The following is a 15739-nucleotide window of genomic DNA, read 5'->3' as shown; positions in this document are numbered from 1 at the left end:
TTAACGGGCGTAAAATCAGCTTATCGGGGTATTTGGTTGAACGGGCACAGCATGTGTGCCCTGCATGGTGAATCGAGCAGTGAAAGCCGTTACTCGTCGTTAAGCTGGTAAACTCGCAGACGATGGCCATCAAGATCGGCCGCAACAAAGGTGTAGCCGAAGTCCAGCTCGACCGGAGATTGCACGATAGTTAATCCTTTATCCCGCCACTGTTGATAGAGCGTATCGACCTGTTGCGGTTGTTCACACATAAAGCAGATTTCTGTACCGCCACCGGTCGCCGCTGGCGCAGGTTCAACGGTATGTTTTGACCACATGCCCAGCTTGAAACCGTTATTCAAGATAAACAAGGCAAAGGTGGGAGACTGCTCGACAGGTTCAGTTCCCAACAGCTGGCGATAAAATTCGGCACTTTTTTCTGGGCTATCGACATAAATCATGGTCATACTTGGGGTAGTCATCACGTTATCCTCTGAATGGGAACCGTCTGGCTCCTGATAACGTCACTCTAGTGCACCCTACTGTCAGTTTATGGCAGCAGGATCATTGGGCAATACCCTCACTTTCACGCCACAGCTTCATCAATGCCCGGCGGCCGCGCGGGTAACGTAGCTCCAATAGCGTTAACCCGCCAATACGGTCAAGGCGGAAATGGCGTATCGAGCCACGCAATTCACACCAGGCCATCAGGATCTGCACCTGTTCAAAGTAGCCCATGGCAAACGGCCACAAGATACGCTCACTGCCATTACCGGCATAATCCCGATACTCCACCTTGATCTTACGCTCCAAACGGATGGCTTCACGGATCGCCACCAGGGTCTCATCAGCCACATAGGCAGTAGGCACCGGGCCGATCAGCAGCGTATTGGCATCCAGCTCTTCACGCAGTTCCGCAGGCAACACGGCGGCAATTTTTGCCAACGCATTGGTCGCCGCCCCGGCAAGCTGGCTGTCACCCCGGCGTTCCACCCAGCGCATACCCAGAACCAGCGCTTCGATCTCAGTTTGCGAGAACATCAGCGGCGGCAGCATAAATCCCGGTCGTAATACATAACCGATCCCCACTTCGCCAACAATATCTGCCCCCTGCTGCTGCAAGGTGGCGATATCCCGGTATAAAGTGCGCATGCTGATCCCCAGCTCTTCGGCCAGAGAATGCCCAGCGACCGGGTAACGATGGCGGCGCAGGATCTGCATCAGATCGAGCAGGCGTTGAGTGCGGGACATGGGTTACTCATTGTTGAATAAAATCGCTGCAAACATAAAAAGGGATTATACACCGACTCCATGAAAAATTTGGTCATTCAGCTGCCGTCATTACATGCCACTAATTACCTAACCAGCCTGGCGACATCAATCTAATAATGCAAAACAGAACCAGTTGAGAGCAAGGAGCATTTATGAGCATTGATTTGAACTTTGAAAATCTTGAGCAGCGAGCAATTCAATATAATGCCCGCGCGTCAGTAAGCGATTTTTCTGGTTGTATGACGCAATACGCCGCGCTGGCCGAACGCGCCAAGTCCTCAACGGCTGGTATTTACGATCTGCAATATGGGATGGGCATAGCGGAGCGTCTGGATATCTTTCCGGCAGCCAGGCAACCCGCCCCGCTGTTTGTCTTTATTCACGGCGGCTACTGGCATTCGCAAACCAAGGAGGATGCATGCTCGATGGCGCATTCTTTTACCCAGCACAATGTGGCATTGGCTACGTTGGAATACACACTGCTGCCGGAGGCAACGCTGGCAGAAACTGTCCGTGAGGTGCGCAGCGCCATTGCCTGGCTCTATCACCATAGCGCGCAGTTTGGCATCGACCCCGAGCGGATTTTCATCGGTGGCAGCTCTGCGGGTGGCCATCTAACAGGCATGTTGATTGCCGACGATTGGCAGACATCGTATCGGGTGCCTCCCCAGGTCATCAAGGGAGCGCTAGCATTAAGCGGGCTGTTTGATATACGTCCACTGTGTGATATTTATATCAACGACTGGATGCGCCAGACGCCTGAGCAGGCCAAATTACTGAGTCCCATGTTTCTGCTGCCCGAAAAACGCCATGCTCCACAGATTTTACTCAGCGTCGGAGCCAAAGAAACCACTGGGTTTAAGCATCAAACTCAAGCCTATTACGCCGCCTGTAAAGAAAAAGGATTAGACGTCCAGATAATTGAGGACCAGGAAAATAATCATTTCACGCTGGTTAATGAGTTGGCAGATACACAGAGCAACATGTTTAAACATGTAATGGCGATGATCCACCCGCAGGGTCAATGAACATCCTGCAGTCAAGTCACCTAGATATCGGCACCTTGCCAATATTCATCCTGCGAAGCCGATCTCAGGCGCAGCTTGGTACGCCTGAGATTTTCTTGGCCTTATTTCCTCATGCTGCCGACCATCTCTTCTGGCCGTACCCATTCGTCAAACTGCTGCTCGGTCAGGTAGCCCAACTTCAGCGCCGAGGCTTTCAGGGTTAATCCTTCCTTGTGGGCCTGTTTGGCGATTTCCGCCGCCTTGTCATAACCGATATGGGTATTCAAGGCGGTAACCAACATCAGCGACTCGTTAAGCAACTGGCCGATGCGTTCGCGGTTCGGTTCAATCCCCACCGCACAGTGCTCATTGAAGCCGCTCATGCCGTCTGCCAGCAAACGAATAGATTGCAGATAGTTGTGAATAACCAGCGGTCGGAATACGTTCAGCTCAAAGTTACCGGACGCGCCGCCAATGTTCACCGCCACGTCGTTGCCCATCACCTGCGCACAGAGCATGGTCATGGCTTCACACTGCGTTGGGTTGACCTTCCCCGGCATAATTGAGCTGCCTGGTTCGTTTTCAGGGATAGAAATTTCACCGATGCCGCAACGTGGGCCAGAGGCCAGCCAGCGCACATCGTTGGCGATCTTCATCAACGAGGCGGCCAAGCCCTTCAAGGCACCGTGGCCATGCACCAGCGCATCGCAGGTTGCCAAGGCTTCGAACTTGTTCGGCGCGGTGACAAAAGGCTGCCCGGTCAGTTCTGCCAAAGCCTTCGCCACCCGCACCGCGTATTCGGGATGAGTGTTCAGCCCGGTCCCCACAGCCGTGCCGCCCAAGGCCAACTCACTGAGATGCGGGATGCTGGCTTCGATATGTTTGAGGTTATATTCCAACATCGCCGCCCAGCCGGAGATTTCCTGGCCCAGCGTCAGCGGCGTAGCATCTTGTAGGTGGGTGCGGCCGATTTTAACGATATCGTGGAAAGCTTCCGCCTTGGCATGCAGCGTGCGGTGCAGCGCCTTCAGCTCTGGGATCAGATGCTCGCGCACCGCGATCACTGCCGCTACATGCATTGCGGTAGGGAAAACGTCGTTGGAGCTCTGGCTTTTGTTGACGTCGTCGTTGGGGTGGACCCGCCGCGCTTCACCGCGTTCGCCCCCTAGTAACTCGCTGGCACGGTTGGCCAGCACTTCGTTCATGTTCATGTTGGTCTGGGTGCCGGAACCGGTTTGCCAGATCGACAATGGGAATTCATTGGGGTGCTTGTCCGCCAGCACTTCATCGGCAGCCTGGATAATCGCCTTGCCCCGCTCTGCTGGCAGCAACCCCAGATCCATATTGACGCTGGCTGCCGCACGCTTGGTCATCGCTAACGCATGGATCAGCGCTGGGGGCATTTTTTCTGACGAGATACGGAAATGTTCCAACGAACGCTGAGTCTGCGCGCCCCACAGTTGGTCGGCGGGTACTTCGATGGGGCCCATTGAGTCTTTTTCAATCCGAACGCCTGCCATCACTTTCTCCTTAGCACAATTCCTAAAATGAAGGGGAAATGCCAACGAGTGATAGCCCGTTGGCGAGCCTCCTCAGTATAGCCAGATAATAACTATTCGCATTAACGTCCTGCGCAAACAGCATTTTTAGCCATCTTGGCTTGCATGCGCCTGCGCCACATTGTTTACTTAGCGCAATTTTCTTGAGAAAGCAGGGATACGATCATGCAAAAAATGACTAATGCCATCCAAAACTACGCCTGGGGCAGCGTTGATGCGTTAACCAAGCTGTATGGCATTGCCAACCCGACAGGCAAGCCAATGGCCGAACTGTGGATGGGTGCCCACCCTAAAAGCAGCTCACAGGTCACCGATCAGGCAGGAAACCTGCGTTCTTTGCGTGAGGTGATTGATACCGACCAGCCTAAACAGCTGGGTGCCGAAGTGGCACAACGCTTTGGTGAACTGCCGTTCCTGTTTAAGGTGCTGTGTGCCGACCAGCCGCTCTCCATCCAGGTCCACCCAAGCAAGAGTGCTGCAGAGGTGGGCTTTGCCAAAGAAAATGCCGCCGGTATTCCGTTTGATGCCGCTGAGCGCAACTATAAGGATCCGAATCACAAACCGGAGCTGGTATTTGCCCTGACGCCGTTCCTGGCGATGAATGGCTTCCGCGAACTGGACGATATCGTTGCGCTGTTACAACCCCTTTCCGGCGCACATCACGATATCGCCGCCTTCCTGCAGCAGCCGGATACCGCCCACCTGGCGACCCTGTTTGCCAGCCTGCTGGGGATGAACGGTGAGCAAAAAACGCTGGCGCTTGGCGTGCTGAAAGCCGCCTTGAACAACCAGCAGGGTGAGCCCTGGGACACCATCCGCTTTATCGCTCGTTTCTATGCCGACGACAGCGGCCTGTTCTCTCCGCTGCTGTTGAACGTGGTCAAACTGGCACCGGGTGAAGCCATGTTCCTGTATGCCGAGACCCCACATGCCTATCTGAACGGTGTCGCGCTGGAAGTGATGGCAAACTCGGATAACGTGCTGCGCGCGGGTCTGACGCCAAAATTCATCGATATTCCTGAACTGCTGGCCAATCTGCAGTTCCGCCCACAACCGGCATCTGGCCTGCTGACTCAGCCAGAGCAACGTGGCAAAGAACTGTTCTTCCCGATCCCCGTTGAGGACTTTGCCTTCGCGTTACACGATCTCGATGCCATACCGCAGCCACTGGCGCAAAACAGCGCGGCGATCGTGTTCTGCGTAGAAGGTGAAGCAACGCTGGAGAAACAGGGCCAACAGGTCATCTTGCAGCCAGGTGAATCCTGCTTTATTGCCGCCTTTGAATCCCCGGTTAACGTCACCGGAAGCGGCCGTATCGCCCGCGTTTATAATCAGTTGTCCTAATTGACGGTAAAATATAGGTAAATAAGTTGCTAAGATGATTAGTTTACCTACACAATAAAACGCCTACGGGCGTTTTTTCGCAGGCCCAATTGGTCGCCCTGCCCTCTACCGGCTTAACAAAGGAATAACAGAACTATGAAAAAATCGTTAGTCGCTGTCAGCGTCATTGTGGTGCTCGGCGCAGCATGGACTGGAGCCTCTTGGTACACCGGCAAGCTTATCGAGCAACGGATGGGGGAAATGGTAGACACCGCCAATAGCCAGTTGAAATCCATACTGCCTAAGGCCGGGGTCAAGATGAGCTATGAAAACTACCAACGCGGGATTTTCAGCAGCCAGGCCCGTTTTGTGCTGCGTGCCGATGGTAGCATCACCACCGACGATGCCCTGCTGAAATCCGGCGAAGAAGTGGCCTTTATTGAAACCGTCGATCACGGCCCATTCCCGCTGGCCCAGTTGAAAAAATTCAACCTGATCCCAAGCATGGCTTCGGTACATACCGAGCTGGAAAACACGCCAAAAGTCAAAACCCTGTTTGAAATCACCAAAGGTAAGTCGCTGTTCAGCGCCGATTCACGCATTGCTTACAGCGGCGATGTCGCCAGCTCCATCGATGTGATCCCGGTGGAATACCAGAAAGACAAGTCCTCACTGAAATTCAGCGGTGCAAAAATTGACGCGGATATCGGCAAGGATATGCAAACCGCTGTCCTGGACGCCAGCAGTGATAGCCTTGTGATCAGTGGCCCGAATCAGTCCGGCCAGAACGAACAGATGACGATGCAAGGGCTGACGCTCAAAAGCAACACGCATCTGGGCCAATACGGTCTGAGCCTGGGTGAGCAAGCGCTGGGCATGAAGCAACTGACCATGGCTATCGACGGTAAAGACGCCATGACGATGGAAGGCTTCAACCTGGCCAGCCAGTTCGGCGAGAAAGGCAACAGCCTCGCAGGCCAGTTGGATTACACCATGGCAGCGTTGAAAATTCAGGGCACCGATTTTGGCGCAGGTAAACTGCTGCTGAAAATCGATAACCTGGATGCTAAAGGGCTGAAAGAGTTTGCCGATCGTTACAACCAGCAGGCCATGGCCTTGCTGCAACAGGCAGAAACGCTGTCACCAGAAGCCTACCAACAACAAACGGCTGAGATGCTGGTGCAAAACCTGCCGCTGTTGCTGAAAGGCAACCCAACCATCAGCATCGCACCACTGAGCTGGAAAAATGCCAAGGGTGAAAGTGCCTTTACCCTTAACCTCGATCTGCTGGATCCTTCAAAGGCTGGCGCTGCAGCCGAATCACCGGACCAACAGCTTGCCCGTTCGGTCAAGAAAATCGACGCGCAGTTGACTATTCCGGTCGCTATGGCGCAGGAAACCATGGCTCAAGCGGCACAGCTGCAAGGTGCCAGTGCACAACAAGCACAGCAGCAGGCCGAGCAGCAGGTGAAAAGCCTGGCGGCAATGGGCGAGATGTTCAAGATCACCACGCTGAAAGATAACGTGATAAGCAGCAGCTTCAAGTATGCCGATAACCAGATTGAGCTGAACGGCAGCAAAATGTCGCTGCCGGAGTTCGTGGGTATGTTCGGGATGCTGGGCGGCGCTTCCGCACCAGAAGAAGATAGTGCTCCAGAGCCCGATCAGCAGGATGCCGCTCCGGCACCTGAGCAGCCAACTCTGCAAGGGCAATAAAAGCCTTCTAGGGCCAGACGATATCTGGCCCTTTATTTTTAACCATAAACCGCATCGCGGATCTGCATGGGATATAAACCGCTCATACCCTCAATTGCGGTGTTGGTCAGCGCTACCACGCTCAACTGCGCAACCGGATCGTAAAACCAGCTGTGCCCATATACGCCGCCCCACTGCATAGTGCCATTATTCTGCGGCGTTGCTGCCAATGCAGCATCCACCAGCACCGCGCCACCAAAACCAAATCCCCAACCCGGCCCCTGAATTTCTGCCTGCGCTGCTACATGGGGTTGACGCATCAACGCGGCGGTTTCTGGCTGCAAAACTGCGTCGCTACCATTACGCAGCGTCTCCACCAGGCGCAGCACATCGTCAGCGTCGCCAACCATTCCCGCGCCAGCCGAAGGATAAGCGTGGCGGTCAAGCGCTCGCGAAGGCGCAAACTCCACGTCAAAACCAAACTCCTCAGGAAGCTTCAGCAGAAAACCGTCATACATCGCTGCCGGTTGCGGTTCAGCATTGTAATAGGCCGTAGCCAGCTTATTGGCGTTCAACGTATAAAAACCGGTATTCCCCAGCCCTAGCGGTTGGCCAACCCAGCGCTCGAATAGCTGTGGCAAAGGCATACCAGCCACCTGCTCTAGCACCGCACCCAATACGTCAATGGCCAGTGAATAGCTGAATTCGCTCCCCGGCTCTGTCTGCAATGGTGCCTGCGACAACCGACGCAGATTTTGCTCCAGCGTTAACGAGGACATCTCCAGGCCGTCGTGGATCCCTAACCGCTGATAGATCCCGCCCTCTGGTTGCTTGAAACGGTAGTCCAGCCCGGCGGTGTGGGTTAACAGGTGGCGAATAGCGATCGCTGGCCGACGTCCATCGGGCAACGCCGGAGTAAACCACGGTAGCCAACGGCTCACGGCATCATCCAGACTCAGCAATTGCTGTTCTATCATGCGCATCGCTGCCAGCGTGATGTAGGGTTTAGAGACCGAAGATAGCCGGAATTGGCTGTTACGCTGCATGGGTTGCCGCTGCTCGCGATCGGCATAGCCGCTGGCACCGGCGTAAATCACCGCCCCCTGTTGAGCCACCAGCACCACGCTACCTACGATCCGCCCTTCGGCGATCGCCTGCTGATTAACTGCCTCTATCCGTTGTGTCAATGCCTGAGCCATAACTGTGATCCTCTTAAGGTAATCAGGCCAGTCTACGGTTTCGATCATTAAATAAAATAGGCTAAAATTTAATGAATCATTAAGTTGGAATTATTAATAGATGAGCTCACTGCTGCAATTACTGCCATTTTTCGACGCCGTTGCCAAATTGGGCAGCTTTACCCAGGCGGCCAATCATCTGGGCGTCACACCGCCTGCGGTTTCACAAAATATCCGCGCGCTAGAGGCCCACCTGGGAGTTCGTCTGTTCAATCGTACCAGCCGTTCAGTCAGGTTAAGCGATGAAGGGCTGGCATTTTATGAAAAAATCGCCCCCGCTATGGGCCAGATTGAGATCGCGGCAGAGAATGCCAGCAGCCAACGTGGTGAGCCAAGCGGCTTATTACGAATTACCTTGCCGCAGTTGGCCGCATCGATGCTGGTCATGCCCTATCTGCCGGAGTTCCATGCGCGCTATCCTGAACTTAAGCTGGAGCTGTTTACCGACGATCGTTTTGCCGATCTGGTGCTGGATAATTTTGATGCGGGCATCCGCATGCAGCGGATGTTGCAAAAAGACATGGTGGCCGTCCCTATCGACCACGGCCAACAACATGTGGTCGTGGCTTCTCCAGGTTATTTGGCACAACACGGCCGGCCCGAAACGCCACAGGAGTTGCAGCAGCATGACTGCATGCGCTACCGCTTTCCCGGCAGTGGCAAACTGGAACCCTGGTATTTCAGCAACGGCACTGAGCATTTGACGCTGGAGGTCAACGGGCGGCCGATCTTCAATGAAAACCAGCTGCTTAAAGACGCGGCGATAGCGGGATTAGGGATCACCCAACGCTTTCGGGCCGCCGTACACCAGGAGTTGCAGAGCGGGCAGCTGCGAGAGGTTCTGCAGGATTTTAGCCACGTCGCACCGGGCTTCTTTATCTACTTTCCGGCGGGCCGCCATATGCCGCTCAAGCTGCGCGTCTTTATCGATTTTATGCGGGAAAAACGCGAGCAGCAGATCAGGCCGATCCGCGCTTGAGCTACTGGGTCATTGAAGACCTGGGAGGGATTTTTCACTTTTTGCTTTCAGCGTGGTATCAGAATGCGGTTCACTCATGGCATTGCTGATTAAGTATCCATGCAGAAATAGCACTTAAGGAACCCGGCGAGTAAGCCTGTTGTCCGGCCAGCAGAAATCCGCCCTGCTTCCACCAAGGCCACTGAGAGGATAGCTGGTAGTCAAACCATTCGCTCCGTAAAAGCCCGTGGGTAGCATCAGCGACCCGTCTGATACAGCGAGGTGTTTTGGCCGGTAGTTCTTCGCTCCAGACAGCGATCGTTTCGTGAGGATCGACATTCCGATCGTCCGCCCCCATCAGGATCATTACCGGCGTTTGCATCGCTGAAATAGCTTTCCTTGCATCGGCCTGTGAGTTTCGACGCTCAAAGTCCTGCCGGGTACAACGAGAAATACAGGGAGATGCGGCTGCCTCCTGCGTAAATTGCCTGTCAAAAGCGGCGGCTTCACGTTCTTGTGCCTTCACGATATTTTCAGCTGACAGGCCCTCAGATTGCAGACGTTGCCCCGTATAATAAATCCCCTGAGCTCGCCAATTTATCGCCGCCCCCACCAGAATGACAAAGTCGGTTTTTACCTGTTGGCTAGCCTTTGGCACAACCCAACCCGCCTGAGAAAAACCAAGAAAACCTATATCGCTGTGGTTAAACTCCGGTTCCTGTTTCAGTTTTCTCAGAGCAGATGCTGCTTCTTCTGCACGATCTGACAGGGTTTGTGCCAGCCAGTTACCACTGCTAGCCCCAACGCCGGGTTTATCTCATGAAAAAACCGCTACTCCTTGGGCAACCAGGAAATTCACCAACGGAATATAGCCGCCTTCAGACCAGCGGTCTTGAGCGCCATCGCCATGAACCAGCAGGACAAGCGGTGGCGATATCTTCCCAGAAGGGAGGATTAATGTGCCTTCCAGAATGTCCTGATGATGCTCAAAGCTGATAGTTCGTTGGTGCGCATCATCGGAAAGTTCAAATTCAGATAACCGAATCAGCGAAAAAACGACCAGGAAGCTCACCATGCAGAAACCAAATATCCCATATCTGTTCATAGCTGCTCCCAAATTAAATCTCATATCGTGTCGGTTATATCAAAAATTGCGCTTTAATTTAATCAAGCATCAGAGCAAGGCTGTTTAGAGACACCTGAGAATTTATAATACTGGGACAACGGCAAGATTGGAGATATAGCTGCGGATCAGGCCGATCCGCGCTTGATCAGCTCTGGGGACAGGATCACATTCTGCGGTGCTAATGAATCATCGCCAATACGTTGTAACAACCGCAGAGCAGCACTGCGTCCAACTTCTCGAGCCGAGCTGGAGATAAAGGTCAGCGGGGGTTCGGTCAGTTCGGCCTCCGGCACATCGCCAAAACCGATCAACGCCACCTGTTGACCATAGAAACTGTCCATCCCTTCCGAGCCAATACTACGGCCACTGCGCACGATACCAAAATAGGCACCCAACGCCACCGAGGCCTTATGGCACACCAACGCACTGATATTGGGATACTGACGCAACAGGTTTTCAGCAGCTTCAGCCGCTGCCCGTTGATGACAATCGCATTCAACGATCCACTCTGAGCGGAATGGCAGGCCGTATTGCACCAGGGTGGCACAGAATCCCCCCAGGCGTTCGGCGCGGGTGAGTGAATCGCTTTGTCCACCAAGGTAGGCGATCTGGCTATGCCCCCGTTTGATCAGAAATTCGGTGGCCATTTTCGCGGCCTGCATATTATCTGGCCGCACCACGTCTACACCTTCCAGCCCATTGGAACGCGCGGCACACACCAGCGGCACCCCCTGAGCTTCGGCTTTCTCTTTCAGCCCTTTCGCGGTTCGTACCCCACCCGCCAGTACCATGCCGTCGACGCCGTGCTCCAGAAGCATATCAAAACAGCGCATCAGCCCTTTGCCTTCGCGCCCGCTTTGGGTCAGAAACAGCACTTTGCCATTGGCTTCCAGTATCTCACTCACCCCGGCGGTCATCTCGGCATAAAACGGCTCACAGATATCACGCAGGATCAGCCCTACCACCCCCGATTCGCCACCGCGCAGCGTCGCGGCCTGACGGTTGCGAACATAGCCAAGCTGCTCGATCGCCTGATTCACACGGCTCATGGTGGTGGGAGAAATACGCCCTTTACCGCTCAGCACCAGGGAAACGGTGGTCACGGATACGCCTGCCAACTGTGCGACATCAGTGATAGTGATCTTTTTAATGGTAATAACCTCTGCAATGCCCTATCAGGGCGAGTTTCACCCTGATAGCAAATGGTATACCGAATCTCTCAATGCAGTAAAACGATTTACCCACATAAGTATTGTCACCGCAAAGCACCGTTCATAATTGTGATTAGGGACGCATTTTTACTAGGTAAAACGTTTTATCTTATTTTTACCTAATCAGGTACACACAACATTGCATGCTTTTTCGCCAGGAGTCGTCGGTTATGCCAGCGTCTAAAAAACAAAAAATTACGCTTTGGGAGTTTTTCCAAAGCCTGGGCAAGACATTTATGCTGCCCGTCGCACTGCTTTCATTCTGCGGCATCATGCTGGGGATCGGTAGCTCACTAAGCAGCCGTGACGTGATCACGTTGCTGCCTTTCATTGGTCATCCGGCTTTCCAGCTGCTGTTCACCTGGATGAGCAAGATCGGTTCCTTTGCTTTCAGCTTCCTGCCGGTGATGTTCGCCATTGCCATTCCTTTGGGCATGGCGCGTGAGAACAAAGGCGTAGCCGCCTTCTCTGGTTTTGTCGGCTTTGCCGTGCTGAATCTGGCGACCAACTTCTACCTGACCACGTCAGGCGTGCTGCCTACCGTCGATCCGCTGGTGCTGAAAGCCAATAACATCCAGAACATCCTGGGCATTCAGTCTATCGATACCGGTATCCTCGGTGCGGTGATCGTCGGGATCATCGTTTATCTGCTGCACGAGCGTTTCAACACCATCCGGCTGCCGGATGCGCTGGCGTTCTTCGGCGGTACTCGCTTTGTCCCAATCGTCACCACTGTGGTACTGGGCCTGTGCGGCCTGATTATCCCGCTGATCTGGCCTTGGTTCGCTGCAGGTATTAACGGGTTGGGCCGTATGATTAACGGCGCTGGCATGTTTGGGCCGATGATTTTCGGCTCCGGCGAGCGTCTGCTGCTGCCGTTCGGGCTGCACCACATTCTGGTAGCGCTGATCCGCTTTACCGAAGCGGGCGGTACGCTGGACGTTTGTGGCCGTGAAGTCAGCGGTGCCTTGACCATCTTCCAGGCACAGCTCTCTTGTCCAACCACCCACGGCTTTGCCGAAAGCGCTACCCGCTTCCTGTCCCAGGGTAAAATGCCTGCCTTCCTCGGTGGCCTGCCGGGTGCGGCGTTAGCCATGTACCACTGTGCCAAACCGGAGAACCGCCACAAGATCAAAGGGCTGCTGATTTCCGGCGTGGTGGCTTGTGTGGTCGGTGGTACCACCGAACCGATCGAGTTCCTGTTCCTGTTTGTGGCTCCGTTCCTGTATCTAATCCACGCTATTCTGACCGGTCTGGGCTTCACCGTGATGGCCTTGCTGGGCGTCACTATCGGTAACACCGACGGCAACATTATCGACTTCGTGGTGTTCGGTATCCTGCACGGCACCGCAACCAAGTGGTATCTGGTGCCATTGGTGGCCGCCATCTGGTTTGTTGCCTACTATGCGATCTTCCGCTTCGCCATCCAGCGCTGGAACATTAAAACTCCAGGCCGTGAGGCGGAAACCACCGCTACACAGAGCGCCCCTGTCGGTGCCGTGGGTAAATCCGGCTATAACGTGCCTGCTATCCTGGCGGCGTTGGGCGGTAAAGAGAATATCGTTTCGTTGGATAACTGCATTACCCGCCTGCGTATGTCAGTTAACGATATGAGCAAGGTGGATGATGCGGTGCTGAAAGCCAACCGGGCTATCGGCGTGGTGCACCTTAATGACCATAACCTGCAAGTGGTGATTGGCCCGCAGGTGCAATCGGTGAAAGATGAGTTAGAATCACTGATGGCCAACGCATAACCTTCCCCCCCGGGCGCAGCCTGCTGCGCCCTTGTTCGGAGTTTCACATGTTTGATTTTTCTACCCCGGTAGATCGTCACGGTACCTGGTGCACCCAGTGGGACTACATCGCCGACCGTTTTGGCACCGCAGATCTGCTGCCTTTCACCATCTCCGATATGGATTTCGCCACCGCCCCCTGCATTCTTGAAGCCCTGCAACAGCGTCTGCAACACGGCGTGTTGGGCTACAGCCGCTGGCAGCATGAAGACTTTCTTGGCGCGGTGCGGCATTGGTATCAACAACGCTTCAATGCCCCCATCGATACGACCAAGGCGGTCTATGGCCCCTCGGTGATTTACATGGTGGCGCAGCTGGTGCGTATCTGGTCGGCTCCGGGGGAATATGTGGTCACCCATACACCAGCCTATGATGCGTTCTATAAGGTGATCCTGGGTAATCAGCGTCAGGTGTTACCTTGCCCGCTGCACAAAGTGGATAACGATTGGCAATGCGATATGGCCCATCTGGAAGCCCTGCTGGCCCGTCCACAAACCAAGATCCTGCTACTGTGCAGCCCACAGAACCCCACTGGTAAGGTGTGGACGCAGCAAGAACTGGAGCAGATGGCAGAGCTGTGCGAACGCCATGACGTGAAAGTGATCAGCGATGAGATCCATATGGATATGGTTTGGGGAGAACATCGTCATACGCCATGGAGCCAGGTGGCCACCACCCCGTGGGCGTTGCTGACTTCCGGCTCTAAAACCTTCAACATTCCGGCGCTCACCGGGGCCTATGGCATTATCAGCGATGATAGCGCGCGGGATAGCTATGTTCAGGCACTAAAAAGCCGCGATGGATTATCCTCCCCTGCGGTGCTGGCAGTAGTAGCCCATATTGCCGCCTACCGCCACGGCGAGCCTTGGCTAGACGCCCTGCGCGACTATCTACAAGATAACCTGACCTACGTGGCCGAACGGCTCAACCAGGCGTTACCGCAGCTAAACTGGCAGCCACCGCAGGCCACCTATTTGGCGTGGATTGATATACGCCCGTTAGGCATTGACGACCGCGAATTGCAGCAGGTGCTGATCGAACGAGAGAAAGTCGCCATCATGCCAGGCTTTACCTATGGCGAAGAGGGCCGCGGTTTCCTGCGCCTGAACGTCGGCTGCCCGCGCAGCAAGGTTGAGGCCGGGATGGATAAGCTGATCGCCGCGTTGCAATTTGTCCTGGACGCAAAATAGGTCATATCGCCAGGGGCATAGTGCCCCTGGTTTTTCATTGAGCGCCAACTCCCCTCAGCATTGTCATGCTACCCTTTAAAAACAGAGCCATTGCGATTGACCTGATTTCATCGACTCATGACCTGAGAGCATGCCTCTGCTTACCCGCCTTATACATCTTCCCCCTATCCTGAACGGCGAATTTGCGATTTAACGTGATGAACATCACTTTTTTATGCAACTCAATAGCTATTTTCATTCGTTTGTTTTTATACTGTTCTGCACTTTACCTATACAAAAATAATGAGTGCCGCCATGATTGACTCCCGCTTGCCCCTTACCGATATTCACCGTCATCTGGACGGTAACATCCGCGCGCAAACCATTCTTGAACTCGGTCGCCAGTTCAATCTAGCCCTGCCCGCCAACGAGCTGGCTGCCCTGCTTCCCCATGTGCAAATCACCCATACCGAACCCGACCTGATGAGCTTTTTGCAAAAGCTTGACTGGGGCGTGGCGGTGCTGGGCGATCTGGATGCCTGCCGTCGCGTGGCCTATGAAAACGTGGAAGATGCGGCAAATGCCGGGTTGCACTACGCCGAGCTGCGTTTCTCCCCCTACTACATGGCGATGAAGCACCAGTTACCGGTGGCTGGCGTGGTGGAAGCGGTGATTGACGGCATTCGCTCTGGTTGCCGCGACCGCGATATTGACGTACGCCTGATTGGCATCATGAGCCGTACCTTCGGCGAAGCGGCCTGCCTGCAAGAGCTAGACGCCCTACTGACCCATCGCGACGGCATCACCGCGTTGGATCTAGCTGGCGATGAGCTAGGCTTCCCTGGCAGCCTGTTCCTTAGCCATTTCAACCGTGCACGTGACGCTGGCCTGCGCATTACCGTTCATGCCGGTGAAGCCGCTGGCCCGGAAAGCATCTGGCAGGCAATCCGTGAGTTGGGTGCAGAGCGCATTGGGCACGGGGTTAAAGCGGTGGAGGATCCGGCACTGATGGATTACCTGGCGCAGCATGACATCGGCATTGAGTCGTGCCTGACTTCAAATATACAAACCAGCACTGTAGCTTCGTTGGCACAACATCCGCTGGCCACCTTCCTGCGCCATGGCGTGGTAGCTTCCATCAATACCGACGATCCAGCTGTGCAAGGCATTGAGATTGAACACGAATACCGCGTAGCGGCACCGCAGGCCGGATTAACGCCGCAAGAAATCCGCACCGCACAGGAAAACGGCCTGAAGATGGCGTTCCTCAGCGAGCAGGAAAAACAGGCTCTACGCGCGAAAGTGCTTGGCTGATCCCTTGCTGCAGGCTCAGCGGCACTGGCCGTTGGGTCTGCTCTCAGGACCTTGTCTTGGCAGTTCTGGATATTTCCATCTCAAAACGCAAAACT

Annotated in this window: 13 protein-coding genes and 1 pseudogene; 7 read left to right on the top strand and 7 right to left on the bottom strand. The window is 54.5% G+C overall.

Going from position 1 to position 15739, the window contains the following annotated elements; all coding sequences use genetic code 11:
- Positions 1–89: 89 nt before the first annotated feature.
- Entirely contained in the window at positions 90–461 is a 372-nt protein-coding gene (locus tag AC6HVW_RS12225) for a VOC family protein (protein ID WP_071683607.1), read from the bottom strand.
- Positions 462–543: 82 nt separating this feature from the next.
- Positions 544–1230: a helix-turn-helix transcriptional regulator gene (locus tag AC6HVW_RS12220; RefSeq protein ID WP_071683608.1), complete on the bottom strand. Its 687-nt coding sequence runs from the start codon at positions 1228–1230 to the stop codon at positions 544–546.
- Positions 1231–1403: 173 nt separating this feature from the next.
- On the opposite strand from AC6HVW_RS12220, the gene AC6HVW_RS12215 reads away from it, so the two are divergent.
- Positions 1404–2279 carry an alpha/beta hydrolase gene (locus AC6HVW_RS12215; protein ID WP_071683609.1) on the top strand — a complete coding sequence of 292 codons (876 nt, stop codon included), beginning with the start codon at positions 1404–1406 and terminating at the stop codon, positions 2277–2279.
- 101 nt (positions 2280–2380) lie between these two features.
- Here AC6HVW_RS12215 and fumC read toward each other — a convergent pair whose 3' ends face one another.
- The gene (fumC, locus tag AC6HVW_RS12210; protein WP_071683610.1) at positions 2381–3778 is read right to left on the bottom strand and encodes a class II fumarate hydratase; all 1398 of its coding nucleotides are present in this window, start codon (positions 3776–3778) and stop codon (positions 2381–2383) included.
- A 204-nt stretch (positions 3779–3982) separates the two neighbouring features.
- Here fumC and manA point away from each other — a divergent pair, with 204 nt between their 5' ends.
- Positions 3983–5161, top strand: coding sequence for a mannose-6-phosphate isomerase (gene manA, locus AC6HVW_RS12205; protein WP_071683611.1), 1179 nt, complete (start codon positions 3983–3985; stop codon positions 5159–5161).
- A gap of 135 nt (positions 5162–5296) precedes the next feature.
- The gene (locus AC6HVW_RS12200) at positions 5297–6856 is read left to right on the top strand and encodes a YdgA family protein (protein WP_071683612.1); all 1560 of its coding nucleotides are present in this window, start codon (positions 5297–5299) and stop codon (positions 6854–6856) included.
- Positions 6857–6894: 38 nt separating this feature from the next.
- On the opposite strand, the gene AC6HVW_RS12195 is transcribed toward AC6HVW_RS12200, so the two are convergent.
- Entirely contained in the window at positions 6895–8034 is a 1140-nt protein-coding gene (locus tag AC6HVW_RS12195; protein WP_437437119.1) for a serine hydrolase domain-containing protein, read from the bottom strand.
- 100 nt (positions 8035–8134) lie between these two features.
- Between AC6HVW_RS12195 and AC6HVW_RS12190 the strand changes: the two genes are divergently transcribed.
- Positions 8135–9052, top strand: coding sequence for a LysR family transcriptional regulator (locus AC6HVW_RS12190; RefSeq protein ID WP_071683613.1), 918 nt, complete (start codon positions 8135–8137; stop codon positions 9050–9052).
- Positions 9053–9122: 70 nt separating this feature from the next.
- Here AC6HVW_RS12190 and AC6HVW_RS12185 read toward each other — a convergent pair.
- The 3 genes and pseudogenes from AC6HVW_RS12185 to AC6HVW_RS12175 all read right to left on the bottom strand — a co-directional run.
- Positions 9123–9830, bottom strand: a pseudogene (locus AC6HVW_RS12185) (alpha/beta hydrolase family protein); the annotation flags it as partial.
- 18 nt (positions 9831–9848) lie between these two features.
- Positions 9849–10136: an alpha/beta hydrolase family protein gene (locus AC6HVW_RS12180; RefSeq protein WP_254698838.1), complete on the bottom strand. Its 288-nt coding sequence runs from the start codon at positions 10134–10136 to the stop codon at positions 9849–9851.
- A gap of 146 nt (positions 10137–10282) precedes the next feature.
- The gene (locus tag AC6HVW_RS12175) at positions 10283–11314 is read right to left on the bottom strand and encodes a Mal regulon transcriptional regulator MalI (protein ID WP_071683614.1); all 1032 of its coding nucleotides are present in this window, start codon (positions 11312–11314) and stop codon (positions 10283–10285) included.
- A 224-nt stretch (positions 11315–11538) separates the two neighbouring features.
- Here AC6HVW_RS12175 and malX point away from each other — a divergent pair, with 224 nt between their 5' ends.
- From malX to add, 3 genes are all read left to right on the top strand, one after another.
- Complete coding sequence (gene malX, locus AC6HVW_RS12170) at positions 11539–13122, top strand: maltose/glucose-specific PTS transporter subunit IIBC (protein WP_021178042.1); 1584 nt, start codon at positions 11539–11541, stop codon at positions 13120–13122.
- A 47-nt stretch (positions 13123–13169) separates the two neighbouring features.
- Positions 13170–14351: a MalY/PatB family protein gene (locus AC6HVW_RS12165; protein WP_071683615.1), complete on the top strand. Its 1182-nt coding sequence runs from the start codon at positions 13170–13172 to the stop codon at positions 14349–14351.
- Between the two features lie 294 nt (positions 14352–14645).
- Positions 14646–15644: an adenosine deaminase gene (gene add, locus AC6HVW_RS12160; protein WP_071683616.1), complete on the top strand. Its 999-nt coding sequence runs from the start codon at positions 14646–14648 to the stop codon at positions 15642–15644.
- Positions 15645–15739 lie beyond the last annotated feature (95 nt).

It is taken from the genome of Serratia sp. NCCP-200, from assembly GCF_059697885.1.
This window is presented reverse-complemented; position numbering and strand designations above follow the sequence as displayed.

Coding starts and splice junctions, on each gene's coding strand:
- AC6HVW_RS12225 (WP_071683607.1), bottom strand. CDS start 461: ATGACTACCCCAAGTATGACCATGATTTATGTCGATAGCCCAGAAAAA.
- AC6HVW_RS12215 (WP_071683609.1), top strand. CDS start 1,404: ATGAGCATTGATTTGAACTTTGAAAATCTTGAGCAGCGAGCAATTCAA.
- manA (WP_071683611.1), top strand. CDS start 3,983: ATGCAAAAAATGACTAATGCCATCCAAAACTACGCCTGGGGCAGCGTT.
- AC6HVW_RS12180 (WP_254698838.1), bottom strand. CDS start 10,136: ATGAACAGATATGGGATATTTGGTTTCTGCATGGTGAGCTTCCTGGTC.
- AC6HVW_RS12195 (WP_437437119.1), bottom strand. CDS start 8,034: ATGGCTCAGGCATTGACACAACGGATAGAGGCAGTTAATCAGCAGGCG.
- fumC (WP_071683610.1), bottom strand. CDS start 3,778: ATGGCAGGCGTTCGGATTGAAAAAGACTCAATGGGCCCCATCGAAGTA.
- add (WP_071683616.1), top strand. CDS start 14,646: ATGATTGACTCCCGCTTGCCCCTTACCGATATTCACCGTCATCTGGAC.
- AC6HVW_RS12200 (WP_071683612.1), top strand. CDS start 5,297: ATGAAAAAATCGTTAGTCGCTGTCAGCGTCATTGTGGTGCTCGGCGCA.
- AC6HVW_RS12220 (WP_071683608.1), bottom strand. CDS start 1,230: ATGTCCCGCACTCAACGCCTGCTCGATCTGATGCAGATCCTGCGCCGC.
- AC6HVW_RS12190 (WP_071683613.1), top strand. CDS start 8,135: ATGAGCTCACTGCTGCAATTACTGCCATTTTTCGACGCCGTTGCCAAA.
- AC6HVW_RS12165 (WP_071683615.1), top strand. CDS start 13,170: ATGTTTGATTTTTCTACCCCGGTAGATCGTCACGGTACCTGGTGCACC.
- malX (WP_021178042.1), top strand. CDS start 11,539: ATGCCAGCGTCTAAAAAACAAAAAATTACGCTTTGGGAGTTTTTCCAA.